This is a genomic window from Halomonas sp. (assembly GCF_052095695.1).
Classification (GTDB): domain Bacteria; phylum Pseudomonadota; class Gammaproteobacteria; order Pseudomonadales; family Halomonadaceae; genus Vreelandella.
Genome location: NZ_JBQDLQ010000055.1, coordinates 1 through 24067, shown reverse-complemented (window position 1 = coordinate 24067; position 24067 = coordinate 1). Strand labels below are relative to the sequence as shown.

Genomic DNA, 24067 nt, shown 5'->3' with positions numbered 1-24067 from the left:
TTTATAAGAACAGGGTATCAGAGGGTGCGACACTCATCCTGACACTGGGGGGGTTCCCATATACACCAAGTCCACGCCTAGCGCCTGAGCAGCCACAATCTGCTCACCTTTAGTGATCGCGCCTGCGAGCACAAGCGGCCCATCGTAAAAACGACGTACTTCAGCTACAAAGGCAAAAGGATTGAGTCGCCCTGCATGGCCGCCAGCGCCGTGGCATACCAAAATCAAGCCATCGACACCGGCATCAATGGCTTTTTGAGCCTGTCGCAGGGTAGTCACATCGTGGAAAACCAGGCTGCCGTACATGCACCTGTTCAACGACCCGATTAGGCGCATGCAGGCTAGTAATAACCAGCGGCACCTTGAACTCGGCGCATAAGATGAGCATGGAGGCCGTCATTGGCGAGGACATTAGCGCCAGCGCCCAGCCCACCATTAACGATGCACCAATTAAAGCAGGCGATGCCTAAGGTTGGCAGCAGGCCGACCAATAACGTCACCGTTACGATAGGATTAACGCCTACCTGGGCAAGCCCGACCACTATTAGCATACCCAGCAGCGACGCCAATTGCTGGGTATCGACTAGCCCAACGCATAGATGCCCTAAATAGCCCGCAGCCCCCAGCACTACAATCTCATTGGTACTGGGTGACAGCAGCCATGGCAACTAAACTCGGGCAGACTCGATAGCACCACGGCCACGCCGATACCCATAGGAGAAATCAGCGGGGCCAGTGAAAATCCTCGGAGCAGCGTCGCGAGAGTCACCAACAGCAAATAAGACACCCGCAGGCGGGCTTTGCTCACTCTACGGATACGTTGGCCTGAGCTTGCGGTGCATCGTCAGGCAGGCCTTGCGGCGATTCGCTGCCGCTACGGCGACGAAATGCCCCCTCGCCCATCGCCACTAGGTTCCCGGCAGCATCAACGATATCACCACTGCTCATATAGATTTTCTGCCCGCCTCCACGCAGCGTTCCCGTTGCCCGCAGCACGCCTTGCTTAGCCGGCCCTACAAAGGTGGTGGTCAGGGAAAGCGTCATGCCACGGCGAATATTGCCCGGTACGTCGCAGTGCAAACCTGACAGGCTTAAGGCGCTGTCTAACATTGAGGCCAATACGCCGCCATGAACATTGCCACTGCGGTTAAGATGTTTAGGTTCAATGATGAGTTCAACCACGACGCGTCCCGACTGCCACTCCACCACGTGCATACCCAGCAATTCGTGATAGCCCATTAGTACCTGTTGAGGCGTGTCATTGCAGTGCGAATCATTCATGAGTCGCTCTCCTGCTGTGCTAAATCGCGTAGTCGACCTTTCAGAATTTTGCCGCTCGCGGTGGAAGGCAAAGCATCCATTAACACGATTTGAGTGGGACGCTTATAGGGTGCGAGCCGTTCGGCGATAAAGGCTTTGAGTTCTGCCATGTCAACCTCAACGCCTAGCTCGCACTGCACGAACGCCACGACTTCTTCATTGCCTGCGATTTGGCGTCCCACGACGGCCGTTAAGGTAACCGCAGGATGTTCGTTAACAACGGCTTCTACGTCCGGGGGATAAATATTAAACCCCGAACGAATAATCAGCTCTTTACTACGCCCTACAATATACAACTGGTTGTCATGGTCTAGCCGGGCAATATCACCCGTATTCAGCCAGCCGTCATCGCTGAGCGTGGCGCGAGTCGCTTCTGGCTGACGGAAATAGCCTTTCATAATATTGGGACCACGCACCCATAGCTCGCCGACCTCATCGTCGGGCTGCTCGGCCGTACCGCTGTCGCTAAGCGGCTCAAGACGATACTCGAGTAAAGGCAGTACGCGGCCAACGGTGCTAGTGGCGTGGCTATCATCTATACGCGTTTGGCTAATCGTCGGGCTCGCTTCGGTTAAGCCGTAGCCATTGTGCAGCGTCTGACCAAACATGGCTTCCACGCGGCCCTTGGTATCGCTATCAAGAGGCGAGCCGCCGGCAGAGATATAGATCAACGCGGGGGCGTCTAGCGGGCGCTGCTCACGCTTTAAAAACTCTAGCGCACGGGAATACATCGCCGGCACGCCTTGAAGAACGGTAATGCGCTCCTGCTTAAGCGCTATTAGTAGCTGAGCGGCATCAAAACGCGGCACGGTGTAGAGGCAGGCTCCATTGTACAGCGACCCCATACACACCGAGGCAAGGCCAAAAACGTGAGAAATCGGCAGCACGCCGTACACGCGCTGCCCGTGGCTTAAATGGCGCATGCCACCGGAAATCGACGCAATATAAAGTATGCCGCGATGCGTCAGCATGACTCCTTTGGGCGTGCCTGTGGTTCCCGAAGTGTAAATCATTGCAGCCACCTGTTCGGCACCGCTCGCGCTGACCGGTTCGGGCTCGCTTTCATATAGCGAAGAGATGGCCAGCCCGCCCAGTTGAGGATGCTGATAGCGATCCGCACCATGTCGATCGGCGTGTTGGCAAGCCTCTGGCGAAGCATCACAGGTGTAAAAAACTCGCCGCGGCTGGCAGTTGCCCTGAATAAGATCGACCTCCTGGGCCGAAAGGCGCGAATTGACAATGGCGACCCATACATTCAACTCACTGGCAGCCAGCAGCAGTACCACCAGGGCTCGGCAGTTTTCACTCACCATCATAATACGATCGCCAGGGCGAATGCCCATCGACGTTAGCCAGTCACAGGCGGCGTTGATTTCTTGGCCAAGCTCTGCATAATTCCAGCGGACGTGACCATCCACAATCGCAGGCTGATCGCCAAAACGCTGTGTATTTTCAAGCACACGGGTACTGAGTCGCTCAGGAAGCTCTGCAATTAACTCGCTAGCAAGACGTCCAAAAATGGCTTCATCTGGCGCTTGATAGGAAACCGACAAAGCCATTAGGACGCCTCCCGCACCATATTACGGGCGATCACCAGCTGCTGAATTTGCGTCGTGCCTTCATAAATACGGAATAACCGCACGTCGCGATAGAAACGCTCCACCGCATACTCAGACATATAGCCCGCGCCGCCATGAACCTGCACCGCGCGGTCGGCAACACGACCTACCATTTCAGCACAGAACAGCTTGCAGCAAGAGGCCAGCGTAGAGACGTTTTCACCGTCATCCTTGCGCCGCGCCGCGTCCATTACCATGGCCTTGCCTGCGTAGGCTTCGGTTTTGCTGTCTGCCAGCATCGCCTGGATGAGTTGATGCTCGGACAGCGCCGCGCCAAACTGTTTGCGCTCCATGGTGTAACGCAATGACTCTTCCACTAAGCGATCAGCCACGCCAACGCAGACTGCTGAAATGTGTAGCCGACCTCGGTCAAGTACCTTCATCGCTGTTTTAAAACCTTGCCCCTCTTTTCCACCAATAATATTTTCAGCAGGTACGCGGCAGTTATCAAAAATAATATCGCAGGTGTGAGCGCCTTTTTGCCCCATCTTATTATCCGCAGGCCCGCGCACTAACCCTGGGGTATCGCCTTCAACAATAAAGGCAGAAATCCCGCCAGCGCCTTTATTGTTAGGATCGGTGCGCGCCATTACCGTAAATAGATCGGCCTCTGGGCCGTTTGTTATGTAGCGCTTGGTACCATTCAAAATATAGTCATCGCCATCGCGCACAGCGGTGGTACGCAGGCTCGCAGCATCAGAGCCTGAGTCTGGCTCGGTCAGGCAGAAGGAACTTAGAATTTCACCTGTGGCTAAGCGCGGCACGTATTTGGCTTTTTGCTCTTCAGTGCCATCAATCAAAATACCTTGAGCACCAATACCGTTATTGGTACCAAACACCGAACGAAACGCCGGCGACGTTTTACCAATTTCCATTGCCACCAGCGCTTCTTCTTCCATCGTCAGGCCCAGGCCGCCGTACTCTTCAGGAATAGATAGCCCGAAAAGCCCCATTTCTTTCATTTCAGCTAGAATCTCTGCGGGCACCGCGTCCTCTTCAGCTAGCCGCGCTTCATTAGGAATTAGGCGTTCACGGACAAAGCGAGCGATGGTATCAACAAGCTGATTAATCAGTTCGGGATCGCGGATCATGACGGCTCCAGGTGGCAAAAGATGGCTTTTTATCGTTAGACGTTAATGCTGATATTAGATGTGCAATCAAATAGTTTCTCTATGCAAAACTAGCGTCCACATTGCTTGTCAGGCACTTTTGCATAGCCTAGGATAGCAGTCAATAATTGAAACACTATTTTGCAATGCAAAACAAAAGCACGATTGATCGCAAAATAAGAACCTAATGGCAAAGAGGATTTGGCGCATGTCTGGCGAATCAATAGTATCCCCCTTCACCACGCTTGGCATTGTGGGCACCGGCGCCATGGGTCGTGGCATTGCTCAGTTGGCGGCCCAGGCGGGTCTTCAGGTCATGCTGTTCGACGTTAAAGAAGGGGCGGTAAAAGAAGCCAACGCATTTATCAACGGCCTATGGCAGCGAAGCGCCGAAAAGCAGCGCATCAGCACCGATCAAGCACAGCACTATAGTGAGCGATTGATTGAAACAAATGAACTTGCCGATCTCGCCCCCTGCGATATTGTCGTCGAGGCTATTGTCGAAAAGCTGGACGCCAAACAGGGGCTGTTTCGCGATTTAGAAGCCATCGTTAGCCCGCAGACAGTGTTAGCGACTAACACCTCATCGCTATCGGTAACGGCCATTGCCGCGACCTGCCAGCACCCCGAGCGGGTCATCGGCTTTCACTTTTTCAACCCCGTTCCGCTGATGAAAATTGCCGAGGTCATCCCCGGCCTGCGCACGGGCGAAGACGTGACCAAAAGAGTCAATGCCTTAGGTAAGGCCATGGGCCACTTCACGGCCCAAACAACCGATACGCCGGGGTTTCTGGTGAACCATGCCGGCCGCGCCTTCGGCACCGAAGCGCTGCGAATTCTTGGTGAAAGCGTCACGGACCCGGCTACCATTGACCGTATTATGGTCGACCAGGGCGGCTTCCGTATGGGCCCGTTTACGCTGCTTGATCTCACCGGGCTAGACGTCTCCCATGCAGTGATGGAATCGATATACCATCAGTACTACGAAGAAACGCGCTTTCGCCCTTCGCCATTAACGCGGCAACGCTTGGCCGCAGGCTTACTAGGTCGTAAAACGGGCGAAGGCTTTTATCGCTACGTGGATGGCAAGCAGCAACTGCCAGACGAACCCACTATTGGGTCTATGCCACCTTGCCCTGTGTGGATCAGCCAGGACGACCCACAAAGCGCCACGGCGCTCACCGAATTAGTGACCGCGGCTGGCTGGCCGTTGGAAGCCGGGGCGCAGCCCACAGCGAAAGCACTGTGCCTGCTAACGCCTTTTGGTGAAGATACCACCACCTGTGCGCTCCGCCAGGGGCTAGAAGCCGAGCAGTGCGTCGCGGTCGATATGCTAGCCGGGCTCAATAATCGCCGCAGCCTGATGGCCACACCGATAACTCAAATTGCTTACCTTCAAGCGGCGTCTAGTTTACTCAGTCACGACGGCACGCCTGTGAGCGTTCTTCAGGACAGTAACGGCTTTGTTCTTCAGCGTGTAATTGCCTGCATCGTCAACGTGGGTGCCGACATTGCCCAGCAGGGTGTCGCGGCCCCGACCACTATCGATCGTGCTGTTGAGCTGGGCTTAGGCTATCCCTTCGGGCCGCTGCGCATGGGTGACCACTACGGTGCTGCTCGCATTATGACCATACTCACAAATCTATGTGATGCTACCGGTGACCCACGCTATCGCCCTAGCCCGTGGCTGCGCCGCCGCGCTGCGCTTAACATATCGCTCACCGCAGCGTAGTTGGCTCATATCAAAAACTAGGAGCATCACTATGCAAGACGCCTATATTTACGACGGTTTACGCACCCCTTTTGGCCGACACGGCGGCAGCTTAGCCACCGTTCGTCCTGACGAATTACTGGGATTGGCATTGAAATCACTGGTGGAGCGCAACCCTTTCGCACCTGAGAGCTATGAAGAGGTGTTAGCGGGCTGCACCAACCAGGCCGGTGAAGATTCGCGTAACGTAGCGCGCCATGCAGGCCTATTGGCGGGTTTGCCTATCGAAGTGGCGGGCCAAACCGTCAATCGGCTTTGTGGCAGCGGTTTGTCAGCCATCATGGATGCTGCACGCGCAGCGAGGCTAGGTGAGGGTGAGCTGTTTCTGGCCGGCGGCGTAGAGTCCATGTCACGAGCGCCCTACGTTTTAGGTAAAGCGGATACCGCGTATGCGCGCACTCAGCCTATGTACGACACGGTGATCGGTTCTCGCTTCCCCAACCCATGGATTGGCAAAGAGTATGGCAGTCACAGCATGCCCGAAACCGCTGACAATATTGCCCACGACCTACATATTGATCGTGACGCCAGCGATGCCTTTGCAGCCCGATCCCAGGCACGCTATGCCCAAGCACTGGCAGCAGGTTTTTACGATGACGAAATCGTTGGCGTTGAGGTTTCCCAAAGCCGTAAACAACCGCCTCTGCTGGTAGATAAAGACGAACACCCTCGCCCACAAAGCACTGCAGACAAGCTGGGCAATCTAGCGACTTTGTTTGAAGGCGGTGTCGTGACGGCTGGCAATGCCTCGGGGCTGAACGATGGCGCCGCGGCAATGATTGTGGGTACCAAGGCAGTTGGCCAAAACGTAGGTTTGCGCCCACGCGCGCGGATTGTAGCAAGCGCCGTTGCTGGCGTTGCGCCACGCGTGATGGGGCTAGGGCCGGTACCTGCCTCGCAAAAAGCTCTGGCTCGCGCAGGCCTGACCCTACACCAGATGGATGTTATTGAAATTAACGAGGCGTTTGCCGTTCAGGTCCTTGGCTGCGTTCAGCAGCTAGGGCTTTACGCCGACGACCCACGTTTAAATGCTAACGGCGGCGCAATTGCAATCGGCCACCCGCTAGGTGCTTCAGGCGCGCGCTTGGCGCTCACAGCTCTGCGTCAACTAGAAGCCAGCGGCGGGCGCTATGCGCTGGTGACAATGTGCATTGGCGTTGGCCAGGGTATCGCGACGATCATTGAACGTCTGGATGGCTGAGATAGTTTTATAACGGCTCCTTTTTCGTTGACTGACTGCAAAGCTGTGCCTAAGTAGATATGCGATACTGGGCACCATAAGCCACCTATTGTTGGGACACTGCATGCAACCCTTTGACACTGATGCCGACGACCTGCAACTGTCTGGAAAAGATCGTAACTTTGTCACCGCGCTTGCGCGCGGCTTAGAGCTGCTGCGCGCCTTTGGCGCTGGAGAAGAGTATTTAGGCAATGCCGAGCTATCAAACCGTACCCATATCCCGCGCCCTACCGTTTCACGCTTAACCTATACGCTTACTCAGCTGGGCTATCTTCAGCACAACACTCATTTGGAGAAATATCGACTCGGCCCCGGCGTATTGGCGCTGGGCTACCGTTTTCTGGCTAATATGGGCATTCGCGAAATTGCCCGCCCACATCTGCAAAAATTTGCCGATGCTACCGACTGCAACGTTAGCCTGGGCGGCGCGGACCGAAGCGATATGGTGTATTTGGAAACCTGCCACGGCCACGGCCCGCTTATTATTCGTCTAGATACAGGCTCCCGACTACCCATCGCCACCTCCGCCATTGGTCGCGCCTGGCTGTGTGGCCTGCCTGAAAAGCGTCGCCAGCAGGTTCTGCAGGAACTTGCCGAAGCGTATGGCAGCGAATGGCCGCGCTATCAAGCGGGTATTCAGCAAAGCATGCAAGATTTTGAAAAATACGGCTTTTGTCTTTCTGAGCAGGATTGGCAGCGCGATATTAGTGCAGTCGCCATGCCGCTAATATTAGAAGATGGCGCTGAGGTAATGGCTATTAACTGCGGCGGCTCGAGCCTGCGCCTTGATCATGATCGGCTGGTGAATAACTTAGGTCCGCGCTTAAAAGAAGTGGCCACCTATATTAAGCAAGAGCTAGCGCCCAGATCCCGCACTGCGCGATAGACGCAACGCGAGAGGCTTTAACTAACGCTCGTTTGAATGCATCATAGCTTTCTAAAGAAGCGCATTAACATAATGAGCGCCAAGGAGTGGGGATGCCAAGCGAGTGGATAGCAGGTGATGATCAAGCACGGGCACTACAGGGCGAATGGACGCTTGCCAATTATCGCTCTATCAAATCAGCGATTGCACACAGTGAGATTGGTAAAAAGTCACAGGAACACATTTCATTAAAGGCTATTACTCGGCTAGATACAGCGGGTGCGACCCTGATTGTTGAGCTTATCGGCATTGAGAAATCGCGCACGGTTGCACAATGGGCAGATGAGCTGCCAAAAGAGCAGCAGGCGCTGCTCATTCGTATTGCTGAAGCCATGGACGCGCCGCTTGATGTTGAACCACCCTCTTACTCACGCATCAGCCAGGCGCTTGCAAGCGTTGGACAGCACATGGTGGCGCTATGGTCGCAGCAGCGCCAGCTACTGGCGTTTATTGGCCTTGTGGTGGCCACGCTATTTCATCTAGTGTTTCGGCCACGTCGCTGGCGATTAACGGCGACGGTTGCACATATTCAGCAAAGCGGCCTTAACGCCGTACCTATTGTTGCGTTATTGACCTTCATGGTCGGCGCCGTGGTGGCGTTTCTTGGCGCGACAGTGTTGGCAGATTTTGGCGCCACGGTCTATACCATCGATCTTGTCGCGTACTCATTCTTACGTGAATTTGGCGTATTGCTTGCCGCAATACTCTTAGCGGGGCGAACCGCCAGCGCCTTTACCGCCCAAATTGGCGCCATGAAATCCAACGAGGAAATTGATGCCCTTCAAGCACAGGGGCTTAGCCGGTGGTGCCATGGTTGCGACACTGTCACTGGATATTTCGCTGACGCAATTTATGAATACGCTGCAAAAAGATGTGTCCGTGGTGCACTTTTTAGTTGGTCTTAGCAAGGCACCGATATTTGCCTTTGTGATTGCCGTTATCGGCTGCTTAGAGGGCTTTAAGGTCAGCGGCAGCGCCCAGTCGGTAGGTGCACATACGACGTCTAGCGTAGTGCAGTCGATTTTTATGGTGATTCTGATTGATGCACTGGCCGCGCTGTTCTTTATGGAGATGGGCTGGTGATACACTCAGAGGTTCCGAAACAGGCCAAAGACCACTCGGTGATTAACGTAACCGGGCTCGTCAACCGCTTTGGCTCTCACGTTGTTCACGATCACTTGGATTTAACGCTTCAACGTGGAGAGATTCTCGGCGTGGTGGGCGGTTCTGGTACCGGAAAATCAGTGCTTTTGCGCAGCATTGTAGGACTTAGGCGACCCAATGAGGGCGCGATCGAAGTTCTTGGCACGGCGCTTCACGAACTTAGTGAAACAGAGCGCAGTAACATAGAGCGCCGCTTTGGCGTGCTTTTTCAGCAAGGGGCGCTTTTTAGCTCGCTAAATTTGCAAGAGAATATTGCGCTGGCGCTGATTGAACACGCCAAGCTGCCTCGCGAAGACGCAGAGCACCTCGCCAGAGTGAAACTCTCGCTAGTCGGTTTACCGCCTGAGGCAGCGCTGCAATTTCCCGAATCACTATCAGGAGGCATGATAAAACGTGCCGCCCTAGCCCGTGCCTTAGCACTTGATCCCGACATTTTATTTCTCGATGAACCGACGGCCGGGCTTGACCCCATCGGCGCTGCCTCGTTCGATCAACTGCTGGTAACACTTCGCAATGCGTTAGGTTTCAGCGTGTTTTTGGTTACCCATGACTTGGATACACTGTATGCCGTATGTGATCGAGTTGCCGTGCTGTCGCAAAAACGAGTGCTGGTAGTAGATACCATCGATAAAGTAGCGCAAACGGACGATGAATGGGTTCAAGACTATTTTCACGGGCCACGTGGTCGAGCCGCACAACGTGCTCATACCGCGTCTTCGCCTACTACAGACAGCCCGGAGTGACAGCACATGGAAACGCGCGCGCACCACGTTTTAATTGGTTTTTTTACCCTGGCGACCGTGGCCGCAGCGCTACTGTTTGCACTATGGATGAGCTACGCATCCGGGCAACGTGACTACCAGCCTTATCGCATTTTATTTGAACGTAGCGTTAGCGGTTTATCAATTGGCAGCACGGTACAGTATAACGGCATCGAAGTAGGCGATGTCACCGAGCTTACGCTAGACCCTGATGATCCGCGCCAAGTGGTTGCCAATATCCGGGTGTACGAAGACACGCCGATAAAAACCGACACGCGAGCGAAGCTTGCGTTTGCGAGCATCACCGGAAGCATGTCGGTACAGCTTTACGGCGGCACGCCGGAAAGCCAACGTCTGATTGATCAAAATGATGCCGATGCTCCCTTCATTCAGTCAGCCCCTTCCCCCATCGCAACACTGTTCGAAGAAGGTGAGGATATGATTGAGAACATTAACGCCATTTTAAAAAGCGTTAACGACCTGTTTGATGATAACAACCGTGAACAGGCTGGTACGATTCTCAACAACATCGCCCGCATCACTGAAATGATCGCAAATCAGCAGAGTGCTCTGGACGAAAACATGGCGCTGTTCAGTGATGTATCTCGGCAGGCGACCACTACCCTTGAAAGCATCGATGCACTTAGCCAAGAAGCCTCGCAGCTACTGCGCGAAGATGGCCGATTAGTGATGCAAAGCGCTGCCGACGCCAGCCGCGATGTGGCCAGCGCGGCACAGCGCATCGAACAATTAGTAGAGACCAATGCTGGCGCCATTGAGGGCAGCCTGCAAGGCGCACAAGATATTGCGCCGGCGCTCTCGTCGCTTCGCTCTACGCTGAATACCCTTGACCGGATTACACGTCAGTTAGAAGACAGCCCGACGGACTTCCTTCTGGGCCGAGATCAGATAAAGGAGTTCCGCCCATGAACTATCGGCACACGGCGATCATCTTAGTTGGCACTGCGCTGCTATTCACCAGCGGCTGTTCAATACTGCCCGAAAGTGAGCCTGCGACGCTTTATCGCTTGCCCGCTGCCCCCATAGCTGTCGCCGCCTCTCATGCGCCGCTAGCTAACCAGCGTCTTGGCATTGCGGCACCGGAAGCGGGCTATTTATTGAGCAGTAACCGGATTGTGGTCTATCCCGAGCGCGCTATTGTCAATGTTTATGAAGATGCCCGCTGGCACGAAGATACGCCTGAGTTGCTGCAGTCGCGTTTGATAGATGGGCTACAGCAGAGCCAGCTGTTTGCAGGCGTAGGTAGTGATCGACTACCGCATGACTTGCTGCTACTCAGCGAGCTTCGCCACTTCCAGAGCGACTATGTTACCCAGCCACCGACGGTTAAGGTGCAGCTTGACGTGCAACTGCTTGGCACTCAGAACCGAGCGCCCCTGGCTGCCATGGGCTTTAGCGCCAGCGCGCAGGCTGCCAGCGTTGACATTACTGATGTGGTGGATGCCTTTGGCCTTGCCAGCGATGAGCTGACAGAGCAGTTGACAGCCTGGCTGGCACAGCAGTCAGACGTGATTGCTAATGCGCACAGCCACTAGCGCCTGGACGTTACTGCGTTGCCTGTTTCTTGACATACTCCCGCGGGTCGCGAGGATAAAAGCGCTCAGGCTGCTTCTCAAGGTGAGTAAAATAGCGGGTGTCTTTATAGGGCATTTTCATAAACCCGGATACTCCCAGACCTTCAATTTCGCTAACCGATGCCAGAATGTTGTCCAATAGCATACCAAACTCACGCTCTTTACCAGGGTCTAGTAACCGGTAGTAACTGTGGATTTTGAGATGCTGAGGCAGCGCTTCAAAAATAATCATACCGGTGTGGTGAATATCGTTGAGCTGCTGCAACACTCGCATTATTGAGGCAGGCAGCACCAGCAGCTCCTCAGGATCTGGGCCGTCTTCAAAATAGCTGTGCTGGCGCGTACGGTCTTCAAGCTCTGGCATCGCACTTAGCTCATAGCTGATGGTCATCGTGGATTCGCGGACAAATACGTCATCTGCTGAAGCACGCTCTAAGTGCAAGGTCTGGCGAGCATTAAACAGGCAGCTTTTAAATACTCCCTGCCGATGGATGGCCCGGGCCAAGTGCACCATGTTATTGACTGCTTCTATAAAAGCAGGCTTGAGTGCAGGGTCGTGAAGGTTTAGCGAAGAGTCGATATATACCCCTTCCCGCTCCCAGCGCACTGCCAAACCACCCACTACGGGGTATTTGCCTAAGCGGCTTACCGAAGCCAAAAATGCTTTTTCAGTCTCGCCCATGCCTTGCATAAACTGCTTGTAATAGCGATCCAGCTGCACATCATTGACGTCATTAAGGGTTTCTGGGGCATTGGCTTCGCGTAGAAAAGCTTTGCGTGAGCTATACACAACGGTATCAATTTCCTGCTGAGCCGGGCGGCCCCAAACAGGTACTAGCGGCACATCGAGAGATGTGGGCAGATCGATCATCACTATTCTGGCCATTCGCGACATATGCTGTAAAAAATAGTCGCCGGCTTTGCGCCGAATGTAAGCATCCGGATCCAGCATGCCATCCAAAGTACGCGCAAACTCCATAGGTAAGCCCAGTGAGCTGGCAGGAATAGCCCGGTGGCCAAAGCGGCAGGACTGAGCAGAAGCAAGAGCATACAGAGTGCCCGCAACACCCTGCTCATCAAACCGCGGCGATGAGAGCGCCCCGTTCAACTGCTCCTCTCCGATAAAGTAAACATCTCCTAGGCGGGCATTGGTTTGCTGCAGATTGTCCGACATCAGCTCCATCACGTTGGCGCCAACAAACTGCAGCTCTGCATCTAGCTGAGCAAACACCGATGAGCCCCAGTCGATTAGCGCAATAGATTCGTGCTCAGGGTCATACACCAAATTGGAGGGTTTGATATCACCATGGACCACCGCCCGAGACTTAGGCCCAGATTCTCTCCGCAGGGCCATAACAATACCGGCCAGCTGAGCGGCAATGCGCACGATCAAGCGCACAGAAAGACGCCCCTGCTTAAGCGAGATCTGCTCTAAATTCCAGCCGGGTGCACGCTCCATCACCAGAATAGACTGGCCGCGAGAGCGCTGATAGGTAATCAAGCCGGGGATTCGCGGGTGCGAGACCTGATCAAGCATGAACGCCTCTTCCTCAAGACGCTCTTGCAAATGCGTTGGCAAGGTGATGCGTGAAAACTTAAATACGTAATGGGCGGTAGTGCCCTGGCGCGTGGCACTACCGCCAAATACGAAGCCATACGCCCCTTTACCTATTAACTCAATGCCTTGGTAACCTAACTGAGTGAGCTGCGCTTGGCACAGTGCTACCCAGTCTTTTAGCTTACGGGCATCGTGATGACTCAGCAGATATACCGACTGCTCTTCGGGTATATAAAACTGCTGAAGCGGTGGCTGAGACATCAACGTTACGCCAAGTGGAGCAGCATAGCGTCCGGCGTTTCCAAAAATCCCTTCCAAGTATTGCAAAAACGCGCGATCGTCCCGCCATCGATAAAGCGATGATCACCTGCCCAGGTAATGGTCATGATGGCACGACGCACAACCGCGCCGCTTTCATCAAAGCGCGGCAGCCACTGGGTTTTGCCAATAGCAACAATGGCGGCTTCCGGTGCATTGATAATCGGTGAGGCGTAGGTACCACCTAAAGCGCCGATGTTCGATATGCTAATGGTGCCACCTTTGAGATCGGCTTGATCGACTCTCCCCTCACGGGCTGACGTCGTTAACCGGCCTACTTCACGGGCTATTTCCAACAAGGTTAGCCGCTCAACGCTTTTAATGTTGGGCACCATCAAGCCCGCTTTACTATCTACCGCCATACCGATATTGCACTGCGGGTAGTAATGCAGTTCATTGCCCGCCGTATTTAACTGCGCATTGAGAATAGGCGTTTCAGCAACCGCCAGCGACATCGCTTTCATAAAGAACGGCATTAACGTTAGCCGCTCGCCCTGGGCCTCTGCCAGCGGTTTTAAGCGCTCCCTTAAGGATAGTAGCGCGGTAACATCAATCTCTTCGCCATAGTGGAAATGAGGAATCGTGCTGGCCGCCTCTACCATACGTTTCGCCATGACGGCCCGTATGCCGCGTAACGGCTCGACCCTGGGCTCTGTGCCGTTGGCGGGCATTGCTAGCGCTGATTGGCTCGGTGCCGCGTTAGCAGAGGCAGTAGTTGGCGACGCTTGGTCTAAATGCGCCAGCACATCCTCTTTTAGCACTCGGCCATCTTTGCCACTACTCGCAATGTCCGTAAGCCTTAGGGAGTGCTCACGCACTAAGCGCCTAACGGCGGGGCTTGCAGGGACTTTATAGCCGCCCGCATACTCGCCGCCGGACTTCTGAGTGGCCGTGTCCGTCGATAAGTCTAAACCATGCTCAGGTAGCACCGGCATTTCATCAGTGCCGGATTGGTCGGCAACCGACGAGGTTACAGAGCCAGCGGGCTTATGCTCAGCGTCAATGTGGTAGGCATAAAGCGGCGCGTGCACTTTAGCAATTTGGCCTTGAAGCACGTAAAGCTTGGTAACGATACCCGCCTCAGGCGCGGTGATTTCAACCAGTGCCTTATCGGTCATGACTTCAACGATCGGCTGATCTTCAGCGATAACGTCACCTTCAGCAACGTGCCACTCGACGACTTCACACTCGACAATGCCTTCGCCAATATCAGGTAGTAAAAAATCACTCATTGTTATTCTCCCCATGCGTTTTTAGGCGCTTTCAGCCGCTAAAAGTTAACGCTTTCGCGAATCGCTTCAAAGATTTTCAGGTGATCAGGCATGTACTCTTTTTCCAATACCAGCGGAAAAGGCGTATCAAGCCCTGTCACCCGGGCGATGGGCGATTCAAGGTAGAGAAAACAACGTTCTTGAATGGTGGCAGCAATTTCACCGGCGAAGCCGCCGGTTAACGGCGCCTCATGGCTCACGACTAGGCGGCCTGTTTTAAGCACCGACTCCACAACCGTATCGGCATCCCAAGGCAGCAGCGTGCGCAGGTCAATGACGTCACAGGCGATGCCCTGCTCTTCGGCCAATTCAACGGCTTTACCAATAACGTCCATCTGCGCGCCCCAGCCGACCACGGTGATATCCGTACCTTCTTTGATTACTTCTGCTTCACCAATGGGCAGTTGAAAGTCCTCTTCGGGCACTTCGCCTACCGCGGCGCGATAGAGACGTTTGGGTTCCAGAAAAAGCACTGGGTCCGGGTCACGAATAGCAGCCAGCAGCAACCCTTTGGCCTGATAAGGATCACGCGGCACCACCACTTTTAAACCTGGCGTATGGGTAAAATAGGCTTCTGGCGACTGGGAGTGATAGAGACCGCCCGCGATACCGCCACCATATGGAGTGCGAATGGTCAGCCCACCGACGTTGAATAGGTCACCTGACCGGTAGCGGAATTTGGCAGTTTCATTGACGATTTGATCGAAGGCCGGAAAAATGTAGTCGGCAAATTGAATTTCCGCTACGGGCACTGAGCCTTGGGCTGCCAAGCCATTGGCAAACCCGATAATGCCCTGCTCAACCAGCGGCGTATTGAAGCAGCGCGACTTGCCATACTTCTCCTGCAGATGGCTAGTGGCACGAAAAACGCCGCCAAAAATACCCACATCTTCGCCAAAACAAATGACTTTTTCATCTTCTGCCATGGCGATGTCCAGAGCGTTATTGATCGCCTGGAGCATATTCATTGTGGCCATGTTACGCCTCTCCTTGAGAATCAGTGCCCGAGCCGACGTCCAAATCTAGCGACTTGGCGCCACGAGGATAGGCATCCGGATAACGACGAATATGCCGCTTAAGCTGATCAAATTGACGCTGCAGCTCGGGGGTAATGTCGGCATATACATCACTGATTAAACTCTCAAGGGGCGGGGATGAGCGTTTTTCAGCGCGCTTCATGGTCTCCAGTACTTCACGACGCAATGTTTCTTGCTGAGCGGTCTCTTCTTCTTCGCTCCACCACTGCTTTTTCAAAAGCCATTTGTGAAGCCGTAGCACCGGGTCTTTGGCGCGCCATAGTTCTTCTTCGTCTTTAGAACGATAGCCAGAAGGGTCATCAGAGGATGAGTGTGCCGCAAGGCGATAGCTCATCGCTTCAATCAGTACCGGCTGGTTGCGCTCCACGGCGATTTTGCGTGCCTGACGGGTCGCTTCATAGACGGCCAGCACATCGTTACCGTCAACGCGAATAACGTGCATATGGTAGCCAAAGGCACGCGGTGCTATGCCGTCAGCCGCAAACTGCTCAACGGCAGGTGTTGAAATGGCATAGCCGTTATTACGGCAGAAAAAAATGACCGGGACCTGGTGCACCGACGCCATATTTAACGCGGCGTGGAAATCACCTTCTGACGCGGCACCTTCGCCAAAGAAGGTTAGCGTGCAGTGACCGTTACCCGCTAGCTTTTGCCCATACGCATAGCCCGTTGCCTGAGGGATTTGTGTCGCTAAAGGCGACGAGATGGTCATGTAGTGAAGCTTACGCGATCCGTAGTGAATCGGCATTTGCCGACCCTTGCCGTAATCCAGGTCATTGCCGAAGAGCTGATTCATAAACTCGTCAATAGAGAAGCCGCGATACATCAAGGCGCCCTGCTCACGGTACTGCGCCATGATCATATCGGCGTCCTTAAGCGCCGCAGCGGTACCCACAACGGCCGCTTCCTCGCCGGTGCACTGCATATAGAAACTGAGACGCCCTTGGCGCTGAGCCGCCAGCATCCGCTCGTCTAAAATACGCGTAGCTAGCATCGCTTGATAAATACGCCGAGCGTGGTCACGTTCAAGGGCGGGCTCTTCGGCGCCTGGGTAAAGGTCGCCTTCGGGATCAAGCAGGCTAAACGTGGGTATCGAAAGCTCATCACCGGTCATAAAATCCGGCTGGTGTACGTACTTTGTCATGAATATTGTCCTTGTTTTACCCCTTATGAGGGCCGTGTTGCTGGTTAAGGCCATTCATGCCAGTGGATTTATCTGCCATTGGCCAACACAACTACTGCGACAGTAACGCAGCACAAGGATTTTAGGGATGCTACTTAAGACGCAGAGAGACGAGAACGCAGCTGGCGTTGCAGCACTTCAAACAGACTATCGACCGACAACGCCAATAACGCAATCGTCAGTGCCCCCTGAACGACATAGGCCATATTGCCATTAACGATGCCGGAAATAATCGGATCGCCCAGGTTGCTGGCCCCGACGGTCGCGCCTAGTGCGGCTGTGGCAATATTAATCGTCACCGAAATGCGGATGCCTGCCAATATAACCGGGGCCGCTAAGGGCAGCTCTACTTGGTGTAATATTTGTAGCGGCGTCATGCCCATAGCATGAGCTGTGGCTATGAGTTCAGCATCAACTTCTTGTAGCCCGGTAAGAGTGTTACGCACAATGGGAAGCAGCCCGTAAAGCATTAACGCCACAATAATAGGCAACGTGCCAAAGCCCAGCACTGGCACTGCCAGCGCTAAAACGGCCACCGGCGGAAAGGTTTGACCCAATGATGCTACCTGGCCTACCAAAGGGAGAAAGTCGCTCCCCCGCTTGCGGGTGACGGCAACTCCCGCTGAAACACCAACGCTAATCGTCACCAGCGCCGCGATGCCGACAACAAAAAGATGACGCCCGAGCAGCACATAAAAATCGGCGCGACTGTAAATTACCTGCCGAGCATCGGGTTCTATCCAGTGAAAAAGTGGCTCACCAGTAGACATTCCCACAACGCTGATAAGCAGTAGCGAGATCCACAGCAGCGGCCATCGCCATAGCGCATTACTCACGCGAACTGCCTTTGTCCAGATGGGCTTCTTTTACAACTTTGCGTAACGAAAGCTCGCCGACAGACACATCATGCTGATCGACAACGGTTAGCCGGTCGCTATGGTCGCGTAGCATCATAGATAGCGCCTGGCGCAGTGAAAAGTCCGCGGGAATACGTGACTGGGCAGGCAGCGCTGAACCCAGCGATGTCATATGGTCTTTAACCCGCGTTAGTGCCGCTTGTTTCAGGCCCCGCTCAAGGCCGCCTAGCAGCGATTCAACAAAAGGATCGGCGGGATGCTTTAACAGTGCAAGGGGTGAGCCCTGTTGGACAATCTGTCCGTCTCGCATGACAATCAAGTGGTCGGCTAGCTTCAGCGCTTCGTCCATATCGTGAGTAACGAACACAATGGTTTTGTGCATTCGTGTCTGCAGTTTTGCTAGTTCATCCTGCAGTTTTTCACGGGTGATAGGATCAAGCGCGCCAAAGGGTTCGTCCATCAGCATAATATCGGGATTGGCAGCGAGTGCGCGCGCAACGCCTACCCGCTGCGCTTGGCCACCCGAAAGTTGGTGGGGATATTTATGCCCGAACTCTTCCACCGGCAAGCCTAGCAACTGCATCAGTTCTTCTACACGCGCCTGAACGTCTATTGGTGGCCACTTTAACAACCGCGGAACCAGACCGATATTGCGCGCCACGCTCCAGTGAGGAAATAGCCCCGTATGCTGAATAACATAGCCAATCCGACGGCGTAATTTTACCGGGTCGTACGTTTTGATCGACGCTCCATCGAGGGTGATTTCGCCCTCGCTATGCGCGATTAAGCGATTGATCATACGTAGCGTCGTCGATTTCCCGCAGCCGGAGGTGCCGACTAATGCACAGAACTTGCCTTTGGGTATCCGCAACGAAATGTCATTTACCGCGATTTCACTGCCAAATCGCTTAGAGACGTGCGCAAGCTCGATCATCTTGTTCCCCCGGGACGCAGCGCTTCAGCCAGCGCCCCCAAACCTGCATCCACTACGAGAGCCAGCATTAAAATAGGCAATGCGCCAAGCAAAACCATATCCATGGCCGCCTGGCCTAAACCTTGAAAAATAAAGGTGCCAAGCCCCCCTGCACCAATCAGCGCCGCCACGGCGGTCAATCCAATAGCTTGAACAGTGGTAATGCGAATGCCCTCTAACAGCACCGGTAGCGCCAGCGGCAACCGCACCTGCCAAAATCGCTGGCTAGCACGCATGCCCATACCTTTGGCAGCCTCTAATGCCACAGGGCTAACCTCTTCAAGCGCGGTATAGGTGTTACGTACCATGGGAAGCAGGCTGTAGGCTATCAATGCGATCAAGGCGGGCGTCGTGCCAATACCGCTAACGCCAAGCTTGGCTAAAAAAGGCACGTTCGCGGCAAGCCAGGCAAGCGGTGCCAGCAGTAAGCCAAATAGTGCAATGCTAGGAATCGTTTGAAGGAAATTGAGTACCGTGAAGGCGACTTTCTGTAGCCGTGCGTAGCGGCGCATTAATAACGACAGCGCAAGCCCCAATACAATGCTCACGCTAACGGCAATACCCACCAGCGTCATATGCTGGCCAACAGCGCGGACAAATAGCTGATCACGCGCTTTAAACTCTTGCACCAAAGCAAGACTATCTAACCAGAGCGTGGCGCACAGCCACCACACTAAAGCAATGCCACTGAGCAGCAGCGTTGGCCATAGGCGCGTAAGATTTAGGCGTAAACGTAGCTCTACTAAGCACAGCAACAGTATAAACAGCGTCACCCAGTATCCCGCTCCCAGGCCTAAACGCGCCTGGGCAAGTTCAGGTTCAATTAATAAAAAGCTGCTGACTATTAATCCGAATGGCATTAAGGCCATCAGCATGACCAGCACCGCTAACAACGCTTGGTAGTAGCGCTGACTTGGCTGCCACGCTAAAAAACTAATGGCGCAGAAAAGTAGCGTGGCTAACAGCACACCGGGCCAGCCAAACGCGGCCAGTGCACTATAGCCTGTTCCCAATACAATTCGATTGGGAGCCATGCTCACCATGTCTAATGTCCAAAATGCCGCCAGCATGGCAACGCTAAGGCTAATCAGCACAACATTAGGGTGCAGCCCATGGTGGATGCGGGGTGTCGGCAGTGCATCCCGTAGCGACATCAATAAATCATCCTGAGCATCAAAGGCTAGTGATTAACGAGATCAGGCGCTACTGATCCAGCGTGTCAAGATAGTCACTAGCCACTTGGGCCGGCGACAAGCCGTTAACAGCCACATCGGCATTAAGCGTTTGCAGCGTATCTAAGTCGAGAGTGACAAACACTTCGTTAAGTAACGCCTCCATTTCCGGATACTCGGACAGGACACTTTCACGTACTACGGGCGCAGGTTGATAAACGGGCTGTACGCCCTTGGTATCTTCCAGAACCACTAAACCCAGGGCTTTTAATCCGCCGTCCGTGCCATACGTCATAGCGCCGTTAACACCGCTTGTTTGCTGCGCGGCGGCGCGCATAGTAGCGGCGGTGTTACCTCCGGAAAGCACCAGCAACTGATCATCGCCCAATGTAAAGCCGTAGGCTTGCTGGAACGCTGGAAGCGCTAGAGCTGATTCAACAAACTCAGCGCTTGCCGCAAATTTGAACACGCCACCGTCCGCTAAATAGGCGGCCAGATCGTCTAAGCTCACTAGCTCATTTTCGGCGGCGACGTCCTCACGAATACTCATTGCCCAGGTGTTGTTAGCGCTAGCAGGTTGCAACCACAATAAGCCTTGCTCGACATCGCGTTCTCGAACGGTTTCATATGCCTGGTCAGCGTCGTTCCACACGCCGCTGTCGGTCATATCAAAGAAGAAGGCGCCGTTCCCCGTGTACTCTGGGTACACATCAATTTCACCAGCTTCTAAGGCTGTACGAACCACGCTGGTAGCGCCTAGCTGCAACCGATTTTCGGTAGCAATATCATTGCGCTCCAGAGTCTGAATAATCAGCTCACCCAGCACCGAACCTTCCGTGTCGATTTTGGATGAGACGACCACCGGCTCATTAGCGCTGGCATAAGAGAATGCCGCCAAGGATACGACACAGGCACCGATCAAGGGCTTAACAATGAAGCAATTTGCCATGAAAGAATTAGCAGAAAAGCGCATCTTGGAATTCCTTTTGCAGTGGGCTTTTGTCGGCTAAGGCTCTTATCCAGTATAAGAGCCTTCAGCGTCTTGAGTATAAGAGCCTTCAGCGTCTTGAGTATAAAAAGACCATTAGCGTTTAAGTCAGAGCCTATCTCAGCCAAGCTATTTTAATGGATATACGCTAAGGCGCTTCAAAGGTCCAAGACGTCCCTTCCCGGGCATCTTTAAGAATAATACCTAGCGCGGCAAGCTCATCGCGAATCGCATCAGCCTGGGCGAAGTCTTTATTCGCTTTGGCCGCTATGCGCTGCGCTATTTTAGCGTCAATCTGGCTTTCACTCAGTGGTATCGCCAGCTGCGTGCCCTGTAAGAAGGTTAGTGGCGCTTGCTGAAATAGCCCCAAAATAGCGCCAAGCTGCTTTAACTCAGCGGCAAGGCGAGGCGCTTCTTCAGGCTTTTCCTGCTTGGCGCGATTGAGTTCTCGTGCTAATTCAAACAATACGGCCAGCGCTTCTGGAGTGTTGAAATCATCGTCCATGACCTGAGTAAAACGCTCACTATAGGTTGACGCTGTGCTATTTGCGACGCTGGCTTCCACATCCTGCAGCGCCGTGTATAAGCGCGTCAGTGATTTTCTTGCTTCCGTCAGTGAATCTACTGAATAGTTAATAGGGCTACGATAATGACTCGCCACCAGCAGAAAACGCACTACTTCGGGGTCGTGTTCAGCCAACACGTCGCGGATGGTAAAGAAGTTGCCCAGCGACTTGGACATCTTCTCTTGGTTCACACGCACGGCCCCAGCATGCATCCAAGTATTAACGTAGGTTTTGCCAGTGGCCGCTTCGCTTTGGGCAATTTCATTTTCATGATGCGGAAAGGTTAAATCCGGCCCGCCGCCATGAATATCAAACGTATCGCCCAAACAGCAGGTCGACATTGCAGAGCACTCAATATGCCAGCCAGGGCGACCGTTGCCCCAGGGCGACACCCAGTGCGCCTCGCCCGGTTTAGCCGCTTTCCAGAGGACGAAGTCGAGCGGGTCCTCTTTGTTAACATCAATATCAACCCGCGCACCTGAGCGCATATCGTCAAGCTGGCGGTTGTTAAGCTTGCCGTAACTTGCAAATTTACGTACCCGATAATAGACATCTCCATTATCAGCTGCGTAGGCATAACCTTTTTCAATCAGCGTTTCAATCATGGCCACGATATCGCCAATATGCCCGGTGGCACGCGGCTCGTGACTCGGCGGCAAGACGAATAAACGCGCCTCATCTTCGTGCATGGCTGCAATCATGCGTTCAGTCAGCGCCAAGATGCTTTCACCATTTTCATCAGCGCGCTTGAGGATTTTGTCGTCGATATCGGTAATATTGCGTACGTAGTTGACTTCAAAACCACGCTCACGCAAATAGCGCGTGATGACATCAAAGGCGACCATCACGCGGGCATGCCCAAGGTGGCAATAGTCATACACCGTCATGCCGCACACATACATGCTCACTTTTCCCGCCACTAGCGGGGTGAAAGGTTCTTTGCGTCGCGTCAACGTATTGTAAATATGCATATGCCTATCCATGTTTCTCAGCCCTTAACCCTTCTGCTTGATTTTAGCCCAACTGTCTTTCAGACCCACGGTACGGTTAAACACGAGCTTTTCCGGCGTAGTGTCGTGACGATCAGCGCAGAAGTATCCGACACGTTCAAATTGAAAGCGTGACTCAGGAGTAGCTTCAGCAAGGCTAGGCTCGCCAATAGCGTGACACACCACCAAAGACCCAGGATTTAAGTGCTCAAGGAAATCGACATCTTTATCACGATCAGGCTGCTCAATGGTGAACAGGTTATCATACAGACGCACCTCTACCGGCACGCCGTGAGGTGCGCTAACCCAATGAATCACACCTTTAACCTTACGCCCTTCAGGGTTTTTGCCCAGGGTGTCAAAATCAACCGAACAGTGCAGCTCGGTAATCTCGCCGGCAACGTCTTTAATGACCTCATCGCAGCGAATCACATAGCTATTGCGCAAACGAACTTCTTTACCTGGCGCCAGGCGGAAGAATTTTTTGGGCGCATCTTCCATGAAGTCTTCTTGGTCGATGTAGAGTTCCCGAGTGAACGGCACCTTGCGCATCGGCATATCATCGCGCGCTGGGTGCCCAGGCACGTCGTACATTTCTTCGTGGTCTGCCGGAACGTTGGTCAGCACTACTTTCAGCGGTTTCAAGACGCACATGGCTCGCGGTGCATTGTCTTCAAGATCCGAGCGAATCGCGTGGGTCAGCATCGCGATATCAACCAAGCCACCATCAGCGCGAGTAACGCCAATCATCTCGCAGAACTTACGAATAGAAGCCGCCGTGTAGCCACGACGGCGCATGCCAGAAATAGTCGGCATGCGCGGATCGTCCCAGCCATTGACAATGTTTTCATCGACCAGCAGCTTCAGCTTGCGCTTGGAGGTAAGCGTATAATCCAGATTTAGCCGGGCAAACTCCATTTGGCGCGGTTTGGCAGGCACCGGCAGGTTGTTCAAAAACCACTCGTAAAGGGGGCGATGATCTTCAAATTCCAAGGTGCAGATTGAGTGAGTAATGCCTTCGATGGCATCCGACTGACCGTGGGTGAAATCATAGGAGGGATAAATTTTCCATTTATCGCCCGTTTGGTGATGGCTGGCGTGACGAATACGATAAAGGATGGGGTCGCGAAGATTGATATTAGGAGACGCCATGTCAATTTTTGCACGCACGACTTTTTCACTTTCACCAAACTCACCTTCCCGCATGCGCGCTAGCAAATCCAGGTTCTCTTCGGCGCTACGCTCGCGATAAGGGCTAGGCTTGCCTGGCGACGTCAGCGTGCCGCGGTACTCACGAATTTCATCAGGTGAAAGATCGTCGACATAGGCCTTTCCTTCACGCATCAAGTGCTGCGCCCAGGCGTAAAGCTGATCGAAGTAGTCCGAAGCAAAACGCACGGGACCTGCCCACTCAAAGCCTAGCCAACTGACGTCTTCTTTAATCGCATCAATGTAGGCTTGCTCTTCTTTCGCCGGGTTGGTGTCGTCAAAACGTAAATGACACTCGCCACCCAGTTGCTCCGCCAACCCAAAGTTTAAACAGATCGCCTTTGCATGGCCGATATGCAAAAAGCCGTTTGGCTCCGGTGGGAAGCGTGTCACGATTTTAGTGACCTGGCCGCCCTCGATTTCGTCGCGTACTTGGTTGCGA

Annotated in this window: 21 protein-coding genes and 1 pseudogene; 7 read left to right on the top strand and 15 right to left on the bottom strand. The window is 53.8% G+C overall.

All coding sequences use genetic code 11. The annotated features are described in order from the left end of the window. Positions 1-33: 33 nt before the first annotated feature. The 5 genes from ACTH5D_RS11890 to ACTH5D_RS11870 form a co-directional block, all read right to left on the bottom strand. Positions 34-306, bottom strand: coding sequence for an NAD(P)H-dependent flavin oxidoreductase (locus tag ACTH5D_RS11890; protein WP_441671491.1), 273 nt, complete (start codon positions 304-306; stop codon positions 34-36). 35 nt (positions 307-341) lie between these two features. After that, positions 342-668 (bottom strand): hypothetical protein, encoded by a 327-nt coding sequence (locus tag ACTH5D_RS11885; RefSeq protein ID WP_441671489.1) that lies wholly within the window; start codon positions 666-668, stop codon positions 342-344. Between the two features lie 136 nt (positions 669-804). Further along, positions 805-1281 carry a PaaI family thioesterase gene (locus ACTH5D_RS11880; RefSeq protein ID WP_441671487.1) on the bottom strand — a complete coding sequence of 159 codons (477 nt, stop codon included), beginning with the start codon at positions 1279-1281 and terminating at the stop codon, positions 805-807. Beyond that, the gene (locus ACTH5D_RS11875) at positions 1278-2879 is read right to left on the bottom strand and encodes a class I adenylate-forming enzyme family protein (RefSeq protein ID WP_441671485.1); all 1602 of its coding nucleotides are present in this window, start codon (positions 2877-2879) and stop codon (positions 1278-1280) included. Before ACTH5D_RS11875 ends, ACTH5D_RS11880 begins: the two co-directional genes overlap by 4 nt. Continuing rightward, complete coding sequence (locus ACTH5D_RS11870) at positions 2879-4030, bottom strand: acyl-CoA dehydrogenase family protein (protein ID WP_441671483.1); 1152 nt, start codon at positions 4028-4030, stop codon at positions 2879-2881. The genes ACTH5D_RS11875 and ACTH5D_RS11870 overlap by 1 nt, the downstream gene beginning before the upstream one ends. Before the next feature lie 226 nt (positions 4031-4256). Between ACTH5D_RS11870 and ACTH5D_RS11865 the strand changes: the two genes are divergently transcribed. The 7 genes and pseudogenes from ACTH5D_RS11865 to ACTH5D_RS11835 all read left to right on the top strand — a co-directional run bounded on the left by ACTH5D_RS11865 (position 4257) and on the right by ACTH5D_RS11835 (position 11465). After that, entirely contained in the window at positions 4257-5780 is a 1524-nt protein-coding gene (locus ACTH5D_RS11865; protein WP_441671481.1) for a 3-hydroxyacyl-CoA dehydrogenase, read from the top strand. Between the two features lie 31 nt (positions 5781-5811). Then, complete coding sequence (locus ACTH5D_RS11860) at positions 5812-7020, top strand: 3-oxoadipyl-CoA thiolase (protein ID WP_441671479.1); 1209 nt, start codon at positions 5812-5814, stop codon at positions 7018-7020. A gap of 103 nt (positions 7021-7123) precedes the next feature. Further along, entirely contained in the window at positions 7124-7945 is an 822-nt protein-coding gene (locus ACTH5D_RS11855; RefSeq protein WP_441671477.1) for an IclR family transcriptional regulator, read from the top strand. A gap of 92 nt (positions 7946-8037) precedes the next feature. Then, positions 8038-9067 (top strand): annotated as a pseudogene (locus ACTH5D_RS11850) (ABC transporter permease). Further along, positions 9067-9891: an ABC transporter ATP-binding protein gene (locus tag ACTH5D_RS11845; RefSeq protein WP_441671493.1), complete on the top strand. Its 825-nt coding sequence runs from the start codon at positions 9067-9069 to the stop codon at positions 9889-9891. The pseudogene ACTH5D_RS11850 and the gene ACTH5D_RS11845 overlap by 1 nt, the downstream one beginning before the upstream one ends. A 6-nt stretch (positions 9892-9897) precedes the next feature. Beyond that, complete coding sequence (locus ACTH5D_RS11840) at positions 9898-10839, top strand: MlaD family protein (protein ID WP_441671475.1); 942 nt, start codon at positions 9898-9900, stop codon at positions 10837-10839. After that, positions 10836-11465 carry an ABC-type transport auxiliary lipoprotein family protein gene (locus tag ACTH5D_RS11835; protein ID WP_441671473.1) on the top strand — a complete coding sequence of 210 codons (630 nt, stop codon included), beginning with the start codon at positions 10836-10838 and terminating at the stop codon, positions 11463-11465. Before ACTH5D_RS11840 ends, ACTH5D_RS11835 begins: the two co-directional genes overlap by 4 nt. Before the next feature lie 10 nt (positions 11466-11475). Here ACTH5D_RS11835 and ACTH5D_RS11830 read toward each other — a convergent pair whose 3' ends face one another. The 10 genes from ACTH5D_RS11830 to ACTH5D_RS11785 form a co-directional block, all read right to left on the bottom strand. Then, on the bottom strand, positions 11476-13323 hold the full coding sequence (locus ACTH5D_RS11830; protein ID WP_441671471.1) for a protein kinase domain-containing protein: 1848 nt from the start codon (positions 13321-13323) through the stop codon (positions 11476-11478). Between the two features lie 5 nt (positions 13324-13328). Then, complete coding sequence (locus ACTH5D_RS11825) at positions 13329-14612, bottom strand: 2-oxo acid dehydrogenase subunit E2 (protein ID WP_441671469.1); 1284 nt, start codon at positions 14610-14612, stop codon at positions 13329-13331. Between the two features lie 38 nt (positions 14613-14650). Beyond that, positions 14651-15628, bottom strand: coding sequence for an alpha-ketoacid dehydrogenase subunit beta (locus tag ACTH5D_RS11820; protein ID WP_441671467.1), 978 nt, complete (start codon positions 15626-15628; stop codon positions 14651-14653). A gap of 1 nt (position 15629) precedes the next feature. Beyond that, positions 15630-16832: a thiamine pyrophosphate-dependent dehydrogenase E1 component subunit alpha gene (locus ACTH5D_RS11815; protein WP_441671465.1), complete on the bottom strand. Its 1203-nt coding sequence runs from the start codon at positions 16830-16832 to the stop codon at positions 15630-15632. Between the two features lie 134 nt (positions 16833-16966). Further along, positions 16967-17707, bottom strand: coding sequence for an ABC transporter permease (locus ACTH5D_RS11810; protein WP_441671463.1), 741 nt, complete (start codon positions 17705-17707; stop codon positions 16967-16969). Beyond that, positions 17700-18662, bottom strand: coding sequence for an ABC transporter ATP-binding protein (locus ACTH5D_RS11805; RefSeq protein ID WP_441671461.1), 963 nt, complete (start codon positions 18660-18662; stop codon positions 17700-17702). Before ACTH5D_RS11805 ends, ACTH5D_RS11810 begins: the two co-directional genes overlap by 8 nt. Next, positions 18659-19855 carry an ABC transporter permease gene (locus ACTH5D_RS11800; protein WP_441671459.1) on the bottom strand — a complete coding sequence of 399 codons (1197 nt, stop codon included), beginning with the start codon at positions 19853-19855 and terminating at the stop codon, positions 18659-18661. Before ACTH5D_RS11800 ends, ACTH5D_RS11805 begins: the two co-directional genes overlap by 4 nt. A gap of 49 nt (positions 19856-19904) precedes the next feature. Continuing rightward, a complete protein-coding gene (gene osmF / locus ACTH5D_RS11795; RefSeq protein WP_441671457.1) occupies positions 19905-20846 on the bottom strand; it encodes a glycine betaine ABC transporter substrate-binding protein OsmF in 942 nt (313 codons plus the stop codon). 163 nt (positions 20847-21009) lie between these two features. Continuing rightward, on the bottom strand, positions 21010-22398 hold the full coding sequence (cysS, locus tag ACTH5D_RS11790) for a cysteine--tRNA ligase (RefSeq protein ID WP_441671455.1): 1389 nt from the start codon (positions 22396-22398) through the stop codon (positions 21010-21012). A 24-nt stretch (positions 22399-22422) separates the two neighbouring features. Continuing rightward, positions 22423-24067: glutamine--tRNA ligase/YqeY domain fusion protein (locus ACTH5D_RS11785; RefSeq protein ID WP_441671453.1), on the bottom strand; the 1645-nt coding region annotated here is incomplete at its 5' end.